This window comes from Phormidium tenue FACHB-1052 (assembly GCF_014696675.1).
Classification (GTDB): Bacteria; Cyanobacteriota; Cyanobacteriia; order Phormidesmidales; family Phormidesmidaceae; genus Nodosilinea; species Nodosilinea tenuis_A.
Window position 1 is genome coordinate 73,658 of record NZ_JACJQN010000002.1, and the last position, 14,671, is coordinate 88,328.

The window sequence follows — 14,671 nt, forward strand, 5'->3', positions numbered from 1 at the left end:
TCTATCGTCTCAAGCAAACACCTCCCCTTGCCCCTCGTGAGTGAAGCAGGGGACAGATGGAGCTGGATCAAATATGACGGTGTACTGAGCTGAGGGGCTCAGCCGCCGCAGGGCTTTCAAATGGGCATCAGCATCATTGCGACGCCGGAACCGAGCCACCGTGCGCCGCTGCATGTGGGGGAGGAGTTGAACAACGCACCAGGGATGGAGCAGCTGGTTGTAGGCCGTAGGAGCTGTCACCTCGTAGGCAGTGGATAAAGAATGGTGCTGGCTCTCCAAACGGTTAGCCTCCTGCTCGCTGACAGCATCTCTTGGGTAAGACTGCCCGCTCTCCTCGATCCTGGCAGCGCTGGGCCTCAAGGCCTGCTCAATCTTGCCCAACAGCTCAGAGGCCTCTCGATCAGGGGGATGCAGCGTCCAGGCGTTGATCGGGGCTGGCTGGAAGGTCAGCCGGTAGGTTTTGCTGTTTCTACCGTGAACGAGCCAAACGGCCTGCCGAGGCAGCTTTTGCAGACGGTACGAGCCTTGCCCTGGCGTTGCCAGCGTTGCCCGGATACGTTTGATATCGGTCATGATTCGGTGCCCTTGGCTCATGTGACTGTCCTCCCTGATGCTTCGATTCAGTGCAGTTGATGCCACCCTAGCTAGGAGAGATTCGCCAAAACAGAGCACGGTGATATTGACAATTTTGGGTTAAGTGTGATCGTCTCTGGACTCAGTGGCACAGAGAGCCTGCCGCAGGTCTGCCGGAATCTGGTCAAAGTTGTCGAGCAAAAAATCCATCAGGGCCAGATGGCGCAGGTCTACGGGGGTAGGGCGGCGATAGCTGCGACCTTTGCGAAACCAGCCCCGCACCGTCGAGACTGAACGGGAGCAGATCGCGGCCATGTCTTCTTGGCTGACTTGCCACTTGGCGTAAAACCGCTGGGGCGTCATGCCCAGTTGGCAGTAGCTGTACCGCTCGATTAGGCGCTGCTCGCGGGGAGAAAGGGGACGGGGATTCATCGGGCAGGCTTCTCATCGATGGGTTCGAGGTCGTCTTCCCAGGCGATATCGGCCCTGACCCAGGCGGCACTAGAGGAAGCAGGATCGAGCCAAATCAGGTAGCACCATTGCCAGCGACGGCTATGGGGGGCGTAGCTGTAGAACCGGCCAATGACCAAGCCCCAATCGGTCGCGTTGCCGTGGGGAATCCAGCGAAGGCGATCGCCGTAGTGAAAGCGGGGCGCTTCGACCTTGGGAAAGGCGGCAGGCAGGTCAGTCGTTGGCGGGAGGTGCAAGTGGCCAGGGTTGAAGGCATACCCGAAGGCTCCATGGATGATCTGAAACTGGCGCGATCGCTGATGTGGGAAAGGTTGAGCCATAGGAAGAGCACCTCCTGGTGCTGGTGACAGTGAGCCTGGGCACCAACCGAGGCTGAGGCGATTTGGACTAGCGAATGTGGCTTATCCAGACTAACTCAATCTACTCTAATCTAGAGTAGATTACCCTTGATCGCAATGCTTCACCTAGGCTTGCTTTAGAGCTAGATAGAGCGGTTATGACTACCCAGAAGCGCCAAACCAGCATTTACCTGCCAGACCCGATGAGGGATGCCATTCAGGCGATCGCAGACAGAGAGCAGCGATCATTTACGTTCGTGGTTGAAATGCTTTTGAGGGAGGCTTTAGAGACCAGGGAGTACACTGGGAAGAATGATTGAGTGAACCCAGCAAGGCTTTTATCGATGCCTGCCATCATGATCAAACTTGAAGAGGCTAACGCTTCCTGCGCCCGAGTGCTGCAGCATAATTGAATCAGGGCTTCAAACAGTTCACCCTCCTGAGTGGTTTCAATCTCCATGCCAATGAGACCTTTCATGCACTAAAACGGAATTGCCCCCGCTTCGACAAGAATGGCATTTTGCCCTTCAAGAGAAGACAACGGATCCATAATTTCTATAGCCGATTCTTAGGCCGCCGCTAGCTTTGCTTTGCTGGGTAGAGCATCAAACTGCTCGGTGACATCAATACACTCAAACGGATCGTCAACATCGAGGTCGCACAACTCGTCGAATTTTTTAAAGAAGGCTGCCACAAGATTGGCGTACATCCACCGTTCGATTTCCGTGGCATAGGGTTGTCCGTGTTTAACTGGCCCCATATGAAATTTGACGTCTAGCAAACCAAATGGTGAGCGGAGGCACTAGAAACCACATCAACAATGGCACTAACCCAGTGCCTAAAATCGGAATTCTTGGCATAGACTCTGCATAATTCCACCGATTGAGGGGGCCAGTAGCCAAGGCTTCGATAACAATGGTGATGATCACTCCCACAAGGATAAAAGCACTCATTTGGCTACGGCTTGGGTGACGGAACCATTGACGAGACTTTGATAGAGCTACGACGGCCCAAAATGCAATTAATATAATTACGACATCTCCGACTGTAGCGAGGGTGCAATTTCTGACTATATCGAAGTGGGAATATCCAGCCGGAATTTGATAAAACCACATTTGCTGAATTTCCCAAAAGAAAGACAGCAGAAAAGAGAATATAGCGATATTTAACTCGGGCGAATTTAGCCAATTCAAGGGACTATGGCGGTTCACGGTGTTAGCCTTAATTTAGAATAAATCAGACTTGATCTGACAGTTTTTCAAATAGCATCTAGACAATTCGAGGTCAGGCTTACTTCTTCAATCAGGCTGCAAACTCTAACGTTGGATGGATTGTCTAGAGGACGGGTTGCCCAACTCGTGCGGTGGGTTTCTAGCATGGTTTTACGAGCGGTAGCCTGCTGAATTTCCTGTTCCAGAGTCGCAATTTTACAGTCAATCAGCGTTTTAACCAGAGTACAGACCGGCTCCCCTTGCTTGCGAACGTCAAATACCTGCTGAATACAACCAGCAACCCAGTTTACACAGGGTTTAACGCGCTCATAGCGCTCAAACAAGGTAGTGGCTAGGTTGTCTGGCTAAACTTCTACCAGTAGAGCGGTGCTGGGGATGGAGAGCCGAAGCAGTCGGGGCATACTCTAAGCTAGCATCGGTTTGCTAAATGGATAGCGAGGTATTTTCATAATTGAGACACCGCAGTCGCTAAAAGATAGATCTGTAGCTAGCTCTGGGTTATTGACGATAGCTTTCTTCCACGTCCATTCTGGCATGGCAGCCTATACCGGCGGGGCCGCCGACTAATGTCATACCGAATAGCGCGACCACAATTACCACCGCCATCGCACCGTCCTTAGCTAGCCAAGAGAAGCTGGCGGGGCCTGATGTCGCCCGAATGTGCTGTGATTGAATCTGTTGCGCCGCCTGACGAATATACTCCGGTTCAATGTTAGCCTCAGCTCCTGCCTCAACTAATTCCTCCAGGGAGTAGCTGCTTTGCTGCTCAGCCTGTAGTCGCGTTGCCAGCGCCAACACCTCTGGGACCAAGTCTGCTGAGATTCTAGGATCTGAAGGGTTTATATCCAAAGGATCCACAATAGAGGCCTCACATCAGTTACCGCATTAACCGCCATCTCAGGCTAAACCCTAAAGTCCTTAGAGAGTCAAGGGCGTTTTGTAAATTGACACATCGAATAGGAGTTTAAGCCCCCCCTTGACCTTGAAGTCAGGTTCAAGGTTTAGAGTGAACTCAACTTTCAAGGTAATGAAATGACTCAGCGACAAGTTGAAATCTTTGTAGTCGGTTGTCCTCGCTGCGACGAAGCCGTAGCTCTGGTGCAGCAGATGAGCTGTACAGCCTGCCAAGTTCAGGTGTGGGATGTGCGCAGTGAGCAGATCACGGCCACCGCTCGCCAAAAGCTGGAGGAGTACGGCATCCATCGATTGCCCGCTGTGGTAGTCGATGGTGCATTGGTGGATTGCTGTCGTCAACAGCAGCCGATTTCCCGCGACGCTCTGGCAGCGGCAGGGGTAGGGCAGGGATAGAACTACCGTCATGTTAATCCGCGATCTGAGTCGGGCCACGGGCGTGCCCGCTTCCACTATTCGTTACTACGAGCGGCTGGGGCTGCTGCAAGTTCCCCGGCGTAGCGGGGCTCAGTATCGCCTCTACGAAACAGCTGATGTGGAGCGACTGCGCTTTATCCAAAAAGCCAAGCGGCTGGGGCTATCGCTGACAGAAATTGGTCAGCTCATGGCGTTGCGCGCCGGGGGCATAGCGCCCTGCCAGCAGCTCAAAGCGATGGTGGCCAGCCATCTTCAGCAGCTCGATCAACAAATTGCCGAGCTGCAAACCCTCCGCCAGGAATTGGCCACCTACCACGCTGACCTGGCGTCACAGCTGCCTGACGATGCTGCTGTCCCAACCGAAACCCTTTGTCAGGGAATTATCTGCGGCTTTATTGAACAGGTATCCCATGACGCCTAAAAACACGTTTATCGCCAGCCTAATCGGTACCGTAGTTGTGGCCCTCTGCTGCTTTACGCCGGTGCTGGTGATTTTGCTCAGCCCCCTAGGGCTGGCCGCTTAGGTCGGCTATCTCGATATTGTCTTGCTGCCGCTGTTGGGCGTTTTGATTGCGCTAACGGTGGTGGCCTATCGACGGCATCGCTGCTGCTGTGCGAAGTAAATCAATCCAGAAAACGTCCATTTAGAACACAACTGATGAGCGACTGTTGTACTGACCCATTAACTACTGCCGTACAATCCCATCAACACTGCCCCCGCAATGGCGCAAAGGGCAAACCCGTGCCGCTGATTACTCTCAAAAGTTTACTGGTGCCAGGTGCTCTGGCGCAGCTCAACGCCCAGCAGAGCTACCGATTTTGCGCTAGCTCCGATTGCCCCGTGGTGTACTTTGGTGCTGACGGGCAAACCTTTGAAATTGATCGCCTCAAGGTGCCGGTCTTTGCTAAAGATCCTGGCCCCGAGGTGCCGGTGTGCTACTGCTTTGATTGGCGACGGCACCAGCTCCAAGACCCCGCCAATCGCCACGCCCCCGACGACATTGCCGCCCATATTCAGGCCAAGTGCTGCGGCTGTGAGGTGAACAATCCCCAGGGGCGCTGTTGTTTGGCGGATGTGCAATCGGCAATAGCCGTATCGAGTGAACTGTCTTCCAAATAATGACAAAGTCCTGTCATGATGCTCAAGTCTGTCCATTTCACTCGCATTTCATTTTTGGGTGGCAAACTGAAGACTGATAGTTGTGCCGGGCTCGTCAACGCGTTTGAAAGCGAGCAACCGCCTTTATAGTGGAAAAAAGGTTTGACATCCGATGACTCTAAGAAGAAAACTGGCTTCGTGGATAGTGGTAGGCGGATTAGTATCCTTACCTGTAACCGTGAGTGCATGCGGCACGTCATCCTCAGCACCCAGAGAGTCGGACTCTGCCGCTATGCCCATGGGAGATGAACCCATGGGCGACCATTCCATGATGATGGACCTCGGCCCTAGTGACACGGAGTTCGATTTACGGTTTATCGACGGCATGATTTTGCATCACCAAGGTGCAGTCATGATGGCTGAATCGGCTTTGCAAAATTCTCAACGCGATGAAGTAACGCAGTTGGCAGAAGAAATCATTGCTGCCCAGCAGGTCGAGATTGACCGCATGCAGCAGTGGCGACAAGCGTGGTACCCGGACGCGGGCGAAGGGCCCGTAATGTATCATGCAACCATGGGGCATTCGATGACCATGACATCTGACATGCAAGCTGCCATGATGATGAGTGGCGACTTAGGTACTGCCGATGATGAGTTCGATTTACGCTTTATTAACGGCATGATTCCGCACCACGAAGGGGCACTAGCTATGGCCCAAGACGCTCTAGAAAAAAGCAGCCGACCAGAAGTTCAGTAACTCGCCCAAGATATCGTATCGTCTCAACAGATCGAAATTGATCAGATGGAACATTGGCGAAAAGACTGGTACAACCAGTAGTTTTATTCGCGAATAGAATCTAGCAAGCCTCAGATTTTTTCTGAGGTTTTTGTGGGGATATTTACTGCTATTAATTTACCGGAAGTGTTTGTAAGTAGGAAAAACTATTTAGAGACTGATTTAGTCAGGCACAGCAGAATTCTTACGGTAACCCGCTTAGCATTAATCTAGCTTGCAATGCTTGTTTCGCTTACAATCGCCTCATTCTAATGGCCAAGCAAGAAATCCAAAAATATCTTTTGGATTCATTAGGGTTTTCACGCTCATTTCATTTTTACTTGCCATACTGTAGCGACAAACACTGAAAGACAAAGAAAGCCCCGGTGTCAAGGATGTTAAAAGGAGCTTATGTTCTAGTGTGTAGAACAAGCTTTGCCTTGCCCTACTTTCTGGTGTTTTCAGTTTAGAGAGTGAGGTGGGTTTGTATGGCCAAACATATTCTTGTTATAGAGAATGAATCTAGCTTTTCTCGTTTGATTGAGTCAGAGCTGATTCAGGAAAGCTACCTAGTCAGTGTTTTTGAAGATGGCTTTAGTGGCCTTGTCAACGTTCGTCAAATTGAGCCAGATGCATTAATTGTCAGCTCGTCTGTTTCTGACTTAACAGCTATTGATATATGTAGAAGGCTGAGGGCTACAGGCAATCCAGTCCCCATTCTTTATATCGATAAAGACACTACTCCTCAAAAGCAAGCTGCTGCTTTGGAGGCCGGGGCTGATGCCTATGTCACCACACCTATAAGTCTAGATTTAATTTTGGCCCACATTAAAGTCTTTTTAAGGAGAAACGATAGCGAAGATACATCGAGAATACTTGTTTTCTCTGATTTAACACTCAGCCACTACAGCCGGACGGTATATCGAGGTGGTCATGAATTAACTCTAACAGCCAAGGAGTTCGATTTACTAGCTTATTTCCTTGAAAATCCTAAGAAAGCGCTTAAAAAAACGCAGATTATCGATGCTGTTTGGAGCTATGACTGCGATCTCGGGCATGAGAGCAACGTGCTTCAGTTTTACATTTGCTCTCTACGAAAAAAGATGGAAGATGGTCAAAAAGAACGGCTAATTCACACCATCCGAGGGTTTGGCTACATTCTCAAGACTGCTGCTAGAGGTCGATCTAGAAATTCCTTAACTTTAGCTTTGGCATAGTTTATTCGTTGATTTAATCGGCCAAGAGTACTCATTTTGTTGCTAAACATGTGTCAGAACTTTCGACTTTCTAAATCTACCCTAGCCAGTTTGGCCGTCGTGATTGCGTTAGATGTTGCTCCCCTGACTGCATCTAGAACCCTTGCTCAATCTTTGCCTCAGCCAGAAGAAGATACCCCACGACTTGATGGTCTTTCACCCGAGCCTAATCCGCTATTTCTGCCCACTCAGCCAGAAGCTGTTGAAATTACAACGACAGAAACTCTCTCTCTAGAAGAAGCTTTTGAGTTGGCATTGCGCAATAACGAAGATCTCCAAATTGCACTGTTAGAGCTAGAACGCAGTCAATTTGCCCTTAGAGAAGCTAGAGCAGAACTGTATCCAACAGTTGGTTTGGCATCAACATTACTAAGCAATAGCGAAGAGGATGACAACCAAACAACTCTCAGAGGAGACCTTGAGGCCCTTTATGACTTGGGCTTATCGGGAGGTAGACAAGCTAGAATACAAGTAGCCGAAGAGCAAGTTCGTATCGCTGAACTAGACATTAACCGACGTAGGTCGCAACTTTTGCTCGATACCGCCAATGATTATTACGCCTTACAGCTAACCGTTGAGCAAATTCGTATTAGCCAGGCCTTTTTAGATGAAGCGGAGCGCAATCTACAGGACACTATTCTAAGAGAAAGGGCTGGCGTGGGCACTCAGTTTGACGTGCTACGGGCAGAGGTACAGGTGGCCAATGCTCGCCAAGACTTGACGCAGGTTCAAAGCCAACGACAAATTGCGCAAAGACAACTATCACGCAGGCTAAATTTACCAGCTTCAGTCAATGTTGATACTTTGCCCGTAGAAATTGCTGGAGGCTGGCCGCTGACCCTAGAGGAGAGTATTGTACTGGCTTATCAAAGTCGAGTTGAGCTATCGCAGGTTTTGGCCCAGCGCACAATTGCCCAACGCCAGAGACAAGTTGCCCTGGCAGCGGTAAGGCCTAACCTTAGCTTAGTTGCCAATTACGGCCTTCAGCAGGCTTTGAGTGGCAATTCAACGGCACTGGATGATGGGTTCAGCGTGGGCGCTAGATTACAGTGGCAACTCTTTGATGGGGGTGCTGCCTCAGCATCGGCGGCTCAGCAAGATAAGGAATCTGAAATTGCAGAAACTCAGTTTTCACAAACTCGCAACAGTATTCGCTTGGAGGTTGAGGACGCATACTTCAACTTAACGGCTAATCAGGAAAATATTACTACGGCCAATGCAGCCATAGAACAAGCGCAAGAGGCGCTTAGGTTAGCCAACTTAAGATTTGATGCAGGAGTAGGCACTCAACTGGATGTGTTAAGCGCCATAGGAGATTTAGCTGAAGCAGAAGGCAACTTGGCGAATGCAATTATAGACTATAATCGGTCGTTAGCTGCAATACAAAGAGCAACTGAGCAACCTTATCCAGAATAATTTTGAAGATCTGCTCAATTACCCGGATCAGACTTTTTCTGAAATAGGAAGTGAATTAAAGCCAATAAAAAGCCCATCGTAACCTAAGTCTACGGTGGGCTTTGCAGTTTTTAGAGTGAGTAAGGTAACTTGAATCTGCCTCTGAAGACACTAAAGAGTCGTTACTCTTTCTGTTTTTCCAGAGACGATCACTGGCTATTTTCCTCTGTATTCAGAGTTGTGAAACCTAAGCTCACCAAGGGTGACAGTGCCATCCCCGTTCAGATCAGCAGACAGGTCATTAAGACTTGTCTGTCCTGAGGCGCTTGCCACAGGTGCTAGCACCATTGAAGCCATTGCGATTGTCAGTACAGAAAGGAAGTATTTTTTCATCTTATTCTCCATGAGAGCTTATGAGTTTCGTCTTTTATTTGTTGGCGAAACTTATACCATATTAAATCTCCTGTCGAGATAATTCCTGATAATCACCTAAGCTAATGATGAAAGTTTTATTAGAAAAATTAGAACGAAACTTACTGACTGACTGCGAAGCCATATGGCATCGTACTTGTTGAATTTAATTAGCCACAGCGAACCGCTCTATACTCCTCAAAAAAAAGCCACCAGGCTTTTGGCAATGGTGGCTTTAGAGTCTATTGAGACGAGTGCTATCTTGGGTAAGCGATAGCACTTTAAAGATAGCACTCGTCAAAAAGTTTATGAACCTCTGTAATCGCGATTGTGTTGAATAAGTTCACCGAGAGTTACAGGCCTGCCTTTTTCGGCAGCTAAACCACGAAGGCTAGTTTGGCCAGAAGCACTGGCCACAGGGGCAAAGGACATTGTAGCTAATGCGATAGTTAGCACAGAAAGAAAGTATTTTTTCATTTGTCTTCTCAATGAGAACTGCTAAAGTTCGCGCTTGGTTAGCGAAGCTTTATACCATTTATTATAGATTGGATATCAAACCATTTTCTGATAATTACCTAAGCTAAAGCTGAGCGTTTTATTAGAAGAATTAAAGGGCAATTTTCGTTTGCATTTTCACAAAAGTTGATCCTTTCAGACATTTTTTGGGGTGATTAAAGAAATCTATTCTTTCTTGATGGAGCCTTCGTTTGAGCACGTTTTTTTATAGATTGAGCTTACATTCTGGAAAAATATCCCTTGTGCAACCTGAAAATTGCCCGATTGGTGTTGGGTATTTCATCCTGATTTCATTTTTCTGTGGGATGTTTGGGGGACTGAGGGCATTTTTCTCCTAAAGACTGTATTTGAGTGGATCAAGGGCACGCCTATGACAGCTATCTCCGATCGCTTGTGTGTTGTAGCCAGAGGGCGGTTGCTCCCTCGGCTGGCCTTGCTAATGCTGTTGCTAGCTCCGGCTGGCGCAGCCTTTGCCCATGCTGGCCACGGGGATGAGTTTCAGGGCGGTGGAGCCGGAACACACCCAGTAGGCATTGAGGTTGATGCAGAGGTTGCTGACCGCATTGGTTTAATTATCGAGCCGGTAAAGCGCCAGGTGTTGGCCTTTGGAGTGAAGGCAACAGGGCAAATCGAAGCCTCGCCGGGGCGGCAGGTGTCGGTGACAAACCCAGTCGGCGGTACGGTGACCAAGCTGCTGGTGGAGCCGGGGCAGCAGGTGGAAGCGGGCCAGGCGCTAGCAGTGATCACCAGTGGGGAATTGGCCGAATTGCGGGTGACCGCCTTGGAAAACTCCGCTGAGCGCCAGGGAAATGTGCAGCAGGCCGAGGCCGATTTGCAGCTCGCCCGGCAGACTTACGAGCAACAGCAGCAGATTGCCCTGAGGGCGATTGAAGCGGCCCGGACGGATGTGCGAGTAGCCCAAGAGCAGTACGATCGCGACTCTGAACTAGCGGCGGAAGGGGCGATCGCCCGCCGCGAACTATTGGCCTCTGAAGCGGGTTTGGCGGATGCCAAGCAGGCTTTGGCAGAGGCCGAAAGCCAGCTGGAGGTTCTCAGTGCTCGCACGGGGGTGGCGCAGGCCCAGACCGCCCTCAACGTTGCTCGCTCCCGCTCTCAGCTCAGCTCACAGACCTACCAAACTCGGTTGCAGCAGCTCGGGGCCACGGCTAACCCAGACGGCACCATCACCATCAAAGCGCCGATCGCAGGCACCATTGCGGATCGCGACGTGACCCTGGGGCAATCGTCAGAAGATGCGGGCGCGGTGCTGATGACTATCGTAGATAACCGCACGGTATTGGCTACCGCAAATATTTACGAAAAAGATCTCTCCCAAGTATCCCCTGGGCAACGGGTGCGGATCACCGTGGACAGCCTGCCCGATCAAATCTTTGAGGGCCAAATTACCACGGTAGGTTCGGTGGTCGATGGCGAAACTCGGGTCGTGCCCGTGCAGGCTGAGCTAGACAATGTCGAGGGCACCCTCAAGCCCGGCATGTTTGCGGCCCTAGAGGTTTTGACCGAGAGCACTCCAGCGGCGGTGATGGCCATTCCTCGGGCGGCGGTGGTCGAAGCCAACGGCCAAACGCTGGTGTTTGTACGCAATGGCAACGCCTTTGAACCATTTGATGTCACCCTAGGGAGAACAGCGGGCGATCAGGTAGAGGTGCTTAGCGGTCTGTTTGAGGGCGATGAAGTGGTCACCCAGCGGGCTAATCAACTCTATGCCCAGTCGTTGCGGGGCGGGAGTGCTGAGGCAACAGAGGAAACTGCCGCACCCGTTGAGGCGGTCGCAACCCCAGGCGTTCCTTGGTGGGCGATGGGGTTGGGCAGTGGTGCGATTGCTACGACAACCTTTGCCGCCGGAATCTGGTGGGCCAGGCGACAGCGCCCGACCTACGCCCTGGCGATCAGCGACGAGGTGGTTTCGCCTTCGGCACAAGGGCATCCTCGCTACGGCACTGGGCCAACCCTTGCTGCTCCCCTGGTTGAAGAGGGAGAGCCCTCGCACAAGTAGCTATAAGGATGTCTGGAAAGCGTCTTTCCAGATGGTGGGCATTGCCCACCCTATGACGGTTATGGTGAGCCACCTACCCTGCCAAATTTTGAACAACAGCGATGCTAGATAACATTTTGAAGTGGTCGATCGCCCAGCGGTGGCTCGTGGTCATCGGGGCGATCGTGGTGACGTTTTTGGGTATTTATAACCTCACCCAAATGCCTTTGGACGTGTTTCCAGATTTTGCGCCCCCCCAGGTTGAGATTCAAACCGAAGCGCCGGGGTTAGCCCCCGAAGAGGTGGAAGCGCTGATTACCCTGCCCATTGAGAGTGCCGTCAACGGCACCCCTGGGGTAGAAATCGTGCGGTCATCCTCGGCGGTTAGTATTTCGGTCGTCAAGGTGATTTTTCGCTGGGGTACCGATGTCTATCAGGCCCGGCAGCTGGTCACCGAGCGCCTTCAGCAGGTGCAAGAAAAACTGCCCGAGGGGGTCGGCATTCCCCAGATTTCGCCGATTTCGTCCCCCATTGGCACAATTTTGATGTACGCCTTTACGGCGGAAACTACGCCTCTGATGGAGGTGCGGCGGTTGGTGGATCGCGATGTCACAAATCGGCTGTTGGCTGTGCCCGGTATTTCTCAAGTGATTGCCTACGGTGGCGACGTGCGGCAGTACCAGGTGCTGGTAGATCCAGACCGACTGGTGGCGTTTAATGTGTCGCTGCAAGAGGTGGCCGAGGCTACTGAGGCCGCTAACGTCAATGCCGCAGGTGGATTTCTCAACACCCCCGACCAGGAGCTGATTATTCGGGGTGTAGGACGACTCGACTCGATTGAGCAACTGCAAGAGTCGGTGGTAGCCGCCCGAGATGGCCGCCCCGTCAAGCTGCAAGATGTCGCTGATGTTCAAATTGGAGCTGCCCTCCAGCGGGGCGACGGTAGCGTGGGGGGCCAGCGGGCGGTGATAATGGTGGTCAACAAGCAACCGCTGAACGACACTCCTACGGTGACCCGAGCCGTGGAAGCTGCCATGGAGGAGCTAAAAGCGGCTCTACCTGAGGATGTCGTCGTCACTGAAACCTTTCGGCAGGAAAACTTTATTGAGGCGTCGGTCGAAAACGTTCTGGGTTCCCTGCGAGATGGCATCATCATCGTCTCAGTCATTATCCTGCTGTTTTTGATGAACTGGCGCACGGCGGTGATTACGCTGAGCGCCATTCCGCTCTCGATTTTGGTGGGCATGATCATTCTCAATGCCTTTGGCCAGGGCATTAACACCATGACCTTAGGCGGGTTAGCGGTGGCCATTGGCTCAGTGGTCGATGACTCGATTGTGGATATGGAGAACGCCTATCGCGGGCTGCGCAAAAACCAGCTGGCGGGCAGCCCAGAACATCCCTTTAAGGTGGTTTATGACACCTCTGTAGAGGTGCGGGTGAGCGTTATTTTTTCCACTGTAATTATTGCTGTGGTGTTTGCCCCCATCTTTAGTTTGACGGGGGTAGAGGGCCGGATTTTTGCACCCATGGGGGTGGCCTACCTGGTGTCAATTGTGGCTTCTACTCTGGTGGCCATGACGCTCTCCCCAGCGCTGTGCGCCATCTTGCTTGCCCGCCGCCCGCTGCCCAGCGATGAGACCTGGGTTACCAGGACATCTCAACGGCTGTATCAACCGGCTTTGCGGTTTGTAATGGCCCGCGCCAAGCTGGTGCTGGCCATTGCCGTGGCGTCGTTGGTGGCGTCGATGGTGGTGTTTTCGAGTCTGGGACGGGTGTTTTTGCCAGAATTTCAGGAGCCCTCTCTGGTGAATGCAATGCTGCTGTATCCAGGGTCGTCGTTGGCGGCCACCAACGAGGCGGGTCTGGCGATGCAAGAGGCGCTGAAAGACGACCCCCGCTTTGCGACGGTGCAGATGAGGACGGGGCGGGCACCGGGGGATTCCGATGCTGGCGGGGTCAATTTGGGTCACGTAGATATCGAGCTGAGCAAAGAGGGATTGCGTGATCGCGAAGCCTCCATCCAGCACATTCGAGCAGAATTTGCCCGCATTCCCGGCATTGCCCCCAGCGTGGGCGGGTTTATTACCCACCGCATGGATGAGGTGCTTTCGGGGGTAAGAAGCGCGATCGCCGTAAAGATCTTTGGCCCTGACCTCGACCAGCTGCGCACCATTGGTAGCGATGTGGAAGCCGCCATTCGCGATATTGATGGCCTGGTGGATCTGCAACTGGAGCCCCAGGTGCCTATTCGCCAGGTGCAGATTCAATTTGATCGGCCCGCTGCGGCCCGCTACGGCCTCACCGTGGGGCAAATCGCCAGCGTGGTCGAAACGGCCCTTAACGGGCGAGTGGTGTCTCAGGTGCTAGAGCAGCAGCAGCTCTTTGACCTGCTGGTTTGGCTCAAAGATGACGCCCGCAACAACCTGGAGGCGATCGGCAATCTCTTGATCGATACCCCGGTGGGCCAAAAAATTCCCCTGGCCCAGGTAGCCCGTATTGACTACGGCACCGGACCAAACACCATCAACCGCGAAAATGTCTCGCGTCTAATTGTGGTGTCGGCCAACGTTGCTGGGCGCGATTTGGGGTCGGTGGTCGATGCCATTCAAGATCGCGTCAGCGCCTCTGTAGCGCTGCCATCGGGGTACTACATTCAGTACGGCGGGCAGTTTGAGTCAGAGCAGCGGGCTAGCCGTAACCTCTTAGTATTTGGGGGGCTAGCGATCGTCGTCATCTCTGTCCTGATGTATTTTGCGGTTAAGTCGGTGCTGGGGATGGTAATGATTATGGTCAATCTACCCCTGGCTCTGGTGGGGGGCATTGCCTCCATTGCCCTTGGTGGCGGTGTGGTTTCGGTGGCGTCGCTGGTCGGGTTTATCACCCTGTTTGGCGTCGCTACCCGCAATGGCCTACTGCTGGTGGATAACTACAACACCAAGCTGGCCCAAGGCATGCCCCTGCGCGAGGTGATTGTCGAAGGCTCCTCAGAGCGGCTAGTGGCTATTTTAATGACGGCGCTCACCTCGGCCCTGGGCATGGTGCCCCTGGTGCTGGGCAGCGGCGCAGGCAAAGAAATCTTGCAGCCCCTGGCCGTGGTCGTCCTAGGCGGGCTATTCACCTCGACGGCGCTGACGTTGCTGGTGCTGCCAGCCCTCTATTCTTTGTTTGGGCGGCGTCTGGTTCCCAAGGTGACGCCCCCCCTATCGCCTGCAGAGCTTGAACCTGAGCCCCGCGATCCTGCCCTGGTGCAGTAAGCCAATTCGCGGCCTCAGCGCTG

14 protein-coding genes and 1 pseudogene are annotated in these 14,671 nt (G+C 52.4%); 9 read left to right on the forward strand and 6 right to left on the reverse strand.

Annotated elements, in window-relative coordinates; all coding sequences use genetic code 11:
* Positions 1-9: 9 nt before the first annotated feature.
* The 6 genes from H6G07_RS26200 to H6G07_RS04210 form a co-directional block, all read right to left on the reverse strand.
* The gene (locus tag H6G07_RS26200) at positions 10-573 is read right to left on the reverse strand and encodes a hypothetical protein (protein WP_073607411.1); all 564 of its coding nucleotides are present in this window, start codon (positions 571-573) and stop codon (positions 10-12) included.
* A gap of 120 nt (positions 574-693) precedes the next feature.
* A complete protein-coding gene (locus H6G07_RS04190; protein ID WP_073607410.1) occupies positions 694-1,005 on the reverse strand; it encodes a hypothetical protein in 312 nt (103 codons plus the stop codon).
* The gene (locus tag H6G07_RS04195; protein WP_199311907.1) at positions 1,002-1,364 is read right to left on the reverse strand and encodes a hypothetical protein; all 363 of its coding nucleotides are present in this window, start codon (positions 1,362-1,364) and stop codon (positions 1,002-1,004) included. Before H6G07_RS04195 ends, H6G07_RS04190 begins: the two co-directional genes overlap by 4 nt.
* 235 nt (positions 1,365-1,599) lie before the next feature.
* Entirely contained in the window at positions 1,600-1,842 is a 243-nt protein-coding gene (locus tag H6G07_RS04200; protein ID WP_139296943.1) for a hypothetical protein, read from the reverse strand.
* A gap of 108 nt (positions 1,843-1,950) precedes the next feature.
* Positions 1,951-2,142, reverse strand: a complete 192-nt coding sequence (locus H6G07_RS04205) for a hypothetical protein (protein WP_139296942.1) — start codon at positions 2,140-2,142, stop codon at positions 1,951-1,953.
* Between the two features lie 970 nt (positions 2,143-3,112).
* Entirely contained in the window at positions 3,113-3,409 is a 297-nt protein-coding gene (locus tag H6G07_RS04210) for a hypothetical protein (RefSeq protein ID WP_139296940.1), read from the reverse strand.
* 237 nt (positions 3,410-3,646) lie between these two features.
* On the opposite strand from H6G07_RS04210, the gene H6G07_RS04215 reads away from it, so the two are divergent.
* The 9 genes and pseudogenes from H6G07_RS04215 to H6G07_RS04255 all read left to right on the forward strand — a co-directional run bounded on the left by H6G07_RS04215 (position 3,647) and on the right by H6G07_RS04255 (position 14,648).
* Entirely contained in the window at positions 3,647-3,922 is a 276-nt protein-coding gene (locus H6G07_RS04215; RefSeq protein WP_073607407.1) for a thioredoxin family protein, read from the forward strand.
* Positions 3,923-3,932: 10 nt separating this feature from the next.
* A complete protein-coding gene (locus tag H6G07_RS04220; protein WP_073607406.1) occupies positions 3,933-4,364 on the forward strand; it encodes a heavy metal-responsive transcriptional regulator in 432 nt (143 codons plus the stop codon).
* A gap of 115 nt (positions 4,365-4,479) precedes the next feature.
* Positions 4,480-4,566, forward strand: a pseudogene (locus H6G07_RS26990) (mercury resistance system transport protein MerF); the annotation flags it as partial.
* A gap of 35 nt (positions 4,567-4,601) precedes the next feature.
* Complete coding sequence (locus H6G07_RS04230; protein WP_073607405.1) at positions 4,602-5,063, forward strand: putative iron-sulfur cluster-binding metallochaperone; 462 nt, start codon at positions 4,602-4,604, stop codon at positions 5,061-5,063.
* Positions 5,064-5,214: 151 nt separating this feature from the next.
* Positions 5,215-5,799 carry a DUF305 domain-containing protein gene (locus tag H6G07_RS04235; protein WP_277882046.1) on the forward strand — a complete coding sequence of 195 codons (585 nt, stop codon included), beginning with the start codon at positions 5,215-5,217 and terminating at the stop codon, positions 5,797-5,799.
* 506 nt (positions 5,800-6,305) lie between these two features.
* The gene (locus H6G07_RS04240; protein ID WP_073607404.1) at positions 6,306-7,034 is read left to right on the forward strand and encodes a response regulator transcription factor; all 729 of its coding nucleotides are present in this window, start codon (positions 6,306-6,308) and stop codon (positions 7,032-7,034) included.
* A gap of 48 nt (positions 7,035-7,082) precedes the next feature.
* Positions 7,083-8,489 carry a TolC family protein gene (locus H6G07_RS04245; protein ID WP_073607403.1) on the forward strand — a complete coding sequence of 469 codons (1,407 nt, stop codon included), beginning with the start codon at positions 7,083-7,085 and terminating at the stop codon, positions 8,487-8,489.
* A gap of 1,276 nt (positions 8,490-9,765) precedes the next feature.
* Entirely contained in the window at positions 9,766-11,412 is a 1,647-nt protein-coding gene (locus tag H6G07_RS04250; RefSeq protein ID WP_084172911.1) for an efflux RND transporter periplasmic adaptor subunit, read from the forward strand.
* A 101-nt stretch (positions 11,413-11,513) separates the two neighbouring features.
* Positions 11,514-14,648: an efflux RND transporter permease subunit gene (locus tag H6G07_RS04255; protein WP_073607400.1), complete on the forward strand. Its 3,135-nt coding sequence runs from the start codon at positions 11,514-11,516 to the stop codon at positions 14,646-14,648.
* The last annotated feature ends 23 nt before the right edge of the window (positions 14,649-14,671 follow it).

What these genes read in the sequence shown, in the direction of transcription:
- H6G07_RS26200 (WP_073607411.1), bottom strand. Translation starts at nt 573, where the DNA reads ATGACCGATATCAAACGTATCCGGGCAACGCTGGCAACGCCAGGGCAA.
- H6G07_RS04255 (WP_073607400.1), top strand. Translation starts at nt 11,514, where the DNA reads ATGCTAGATAACATTTTGAAGTGGTCGATCGCCCAGCGGTGGCTCGTG.
- H6G07_RS04215 (WP_073607407.1), top strand. Translation starts at nt 3,647, where the DNA reads ATGACTCAGCGACAAGTTGAAATCTTTGTAGTCGGTTGTCCTCGCTGC.
- H6G07_RS04240 (WP_073607404.1), top strand. Translation starts at nt 6,306, where the DNA reads ATGGCCAAACATATTCTTGTTATAGAGAATGAATCTAGCTTTTCTCGT.
- H6G07_RS04230 (WP_073607405.1), top strand. Translation starts at nt 4,602, where the DNA reads ATGAGCGACTGTTGTACTGACCCATTAACTACTGCCGTACAATCCCAT.
- H6G07_RS04195 (WP_199311907.1), bottom strand. Translation starts at nt 1,364, where the DNA reads ATGGCTCAACCTTTCCCACATCAGCGATCGCGCCAGTTTCAGATCATC.
- H6G07_RS04205 (WP_139296942.1), bottom strand. Translation starts at nt 2,142, where the DNA reads ATGGGGCCAGTTAAACACGGACAACCCTATGCCACGGAAATCGAACGG.
- H6G07_RS04245 (WP_073607403.1), top strand. Translation starts at nt 7,083, where the DNA reads ATGTGTCAGAACTTTCGACTTTCTAAATCTACCCTAGCCAGTTTGGCC.
- H6G07_RS04235 (WP_277882046.1), top strand. Translation starts at nt 5,215, where the DNA reads ATGACTCTAAGAAGAAAACTGGCTTCGTGGATAGTGGTAGGCGGATTA.
- H6G07_RS04190 (WP_073607410.1), bottom strand. Translation starts at nt 1,005, where the DNA reads ATGAATCCCCGTCCCCTTTCTCCCCGCGAGCAGCGCCTAATCGAGCGG.
- H6G07_RS04250 (WP_084172911.1), top strand. Translation starts at nt 9,766, where the DNA reads ATGACAGCTATCTCCGATCGCTTGTGTGTTGTAGCCAGAGGGCGGTTG.
- H6G07_RS04220 (WP_073607406.1), top strand. Translation starts at nt 3,933, where the DNA reads ATGTTAATCCGCGATCTGAGTCGGGCCACGGGCGTGCCCGCTTCCACT.
- H6G07_RS04200 (WP_139296943.1), bottom strand. Translation starts at nt 1,842, where the DNA reads ATGGAGATTGAAACCACTCAGGAGGGTGAACTGTTTGAAGCCCTGATT.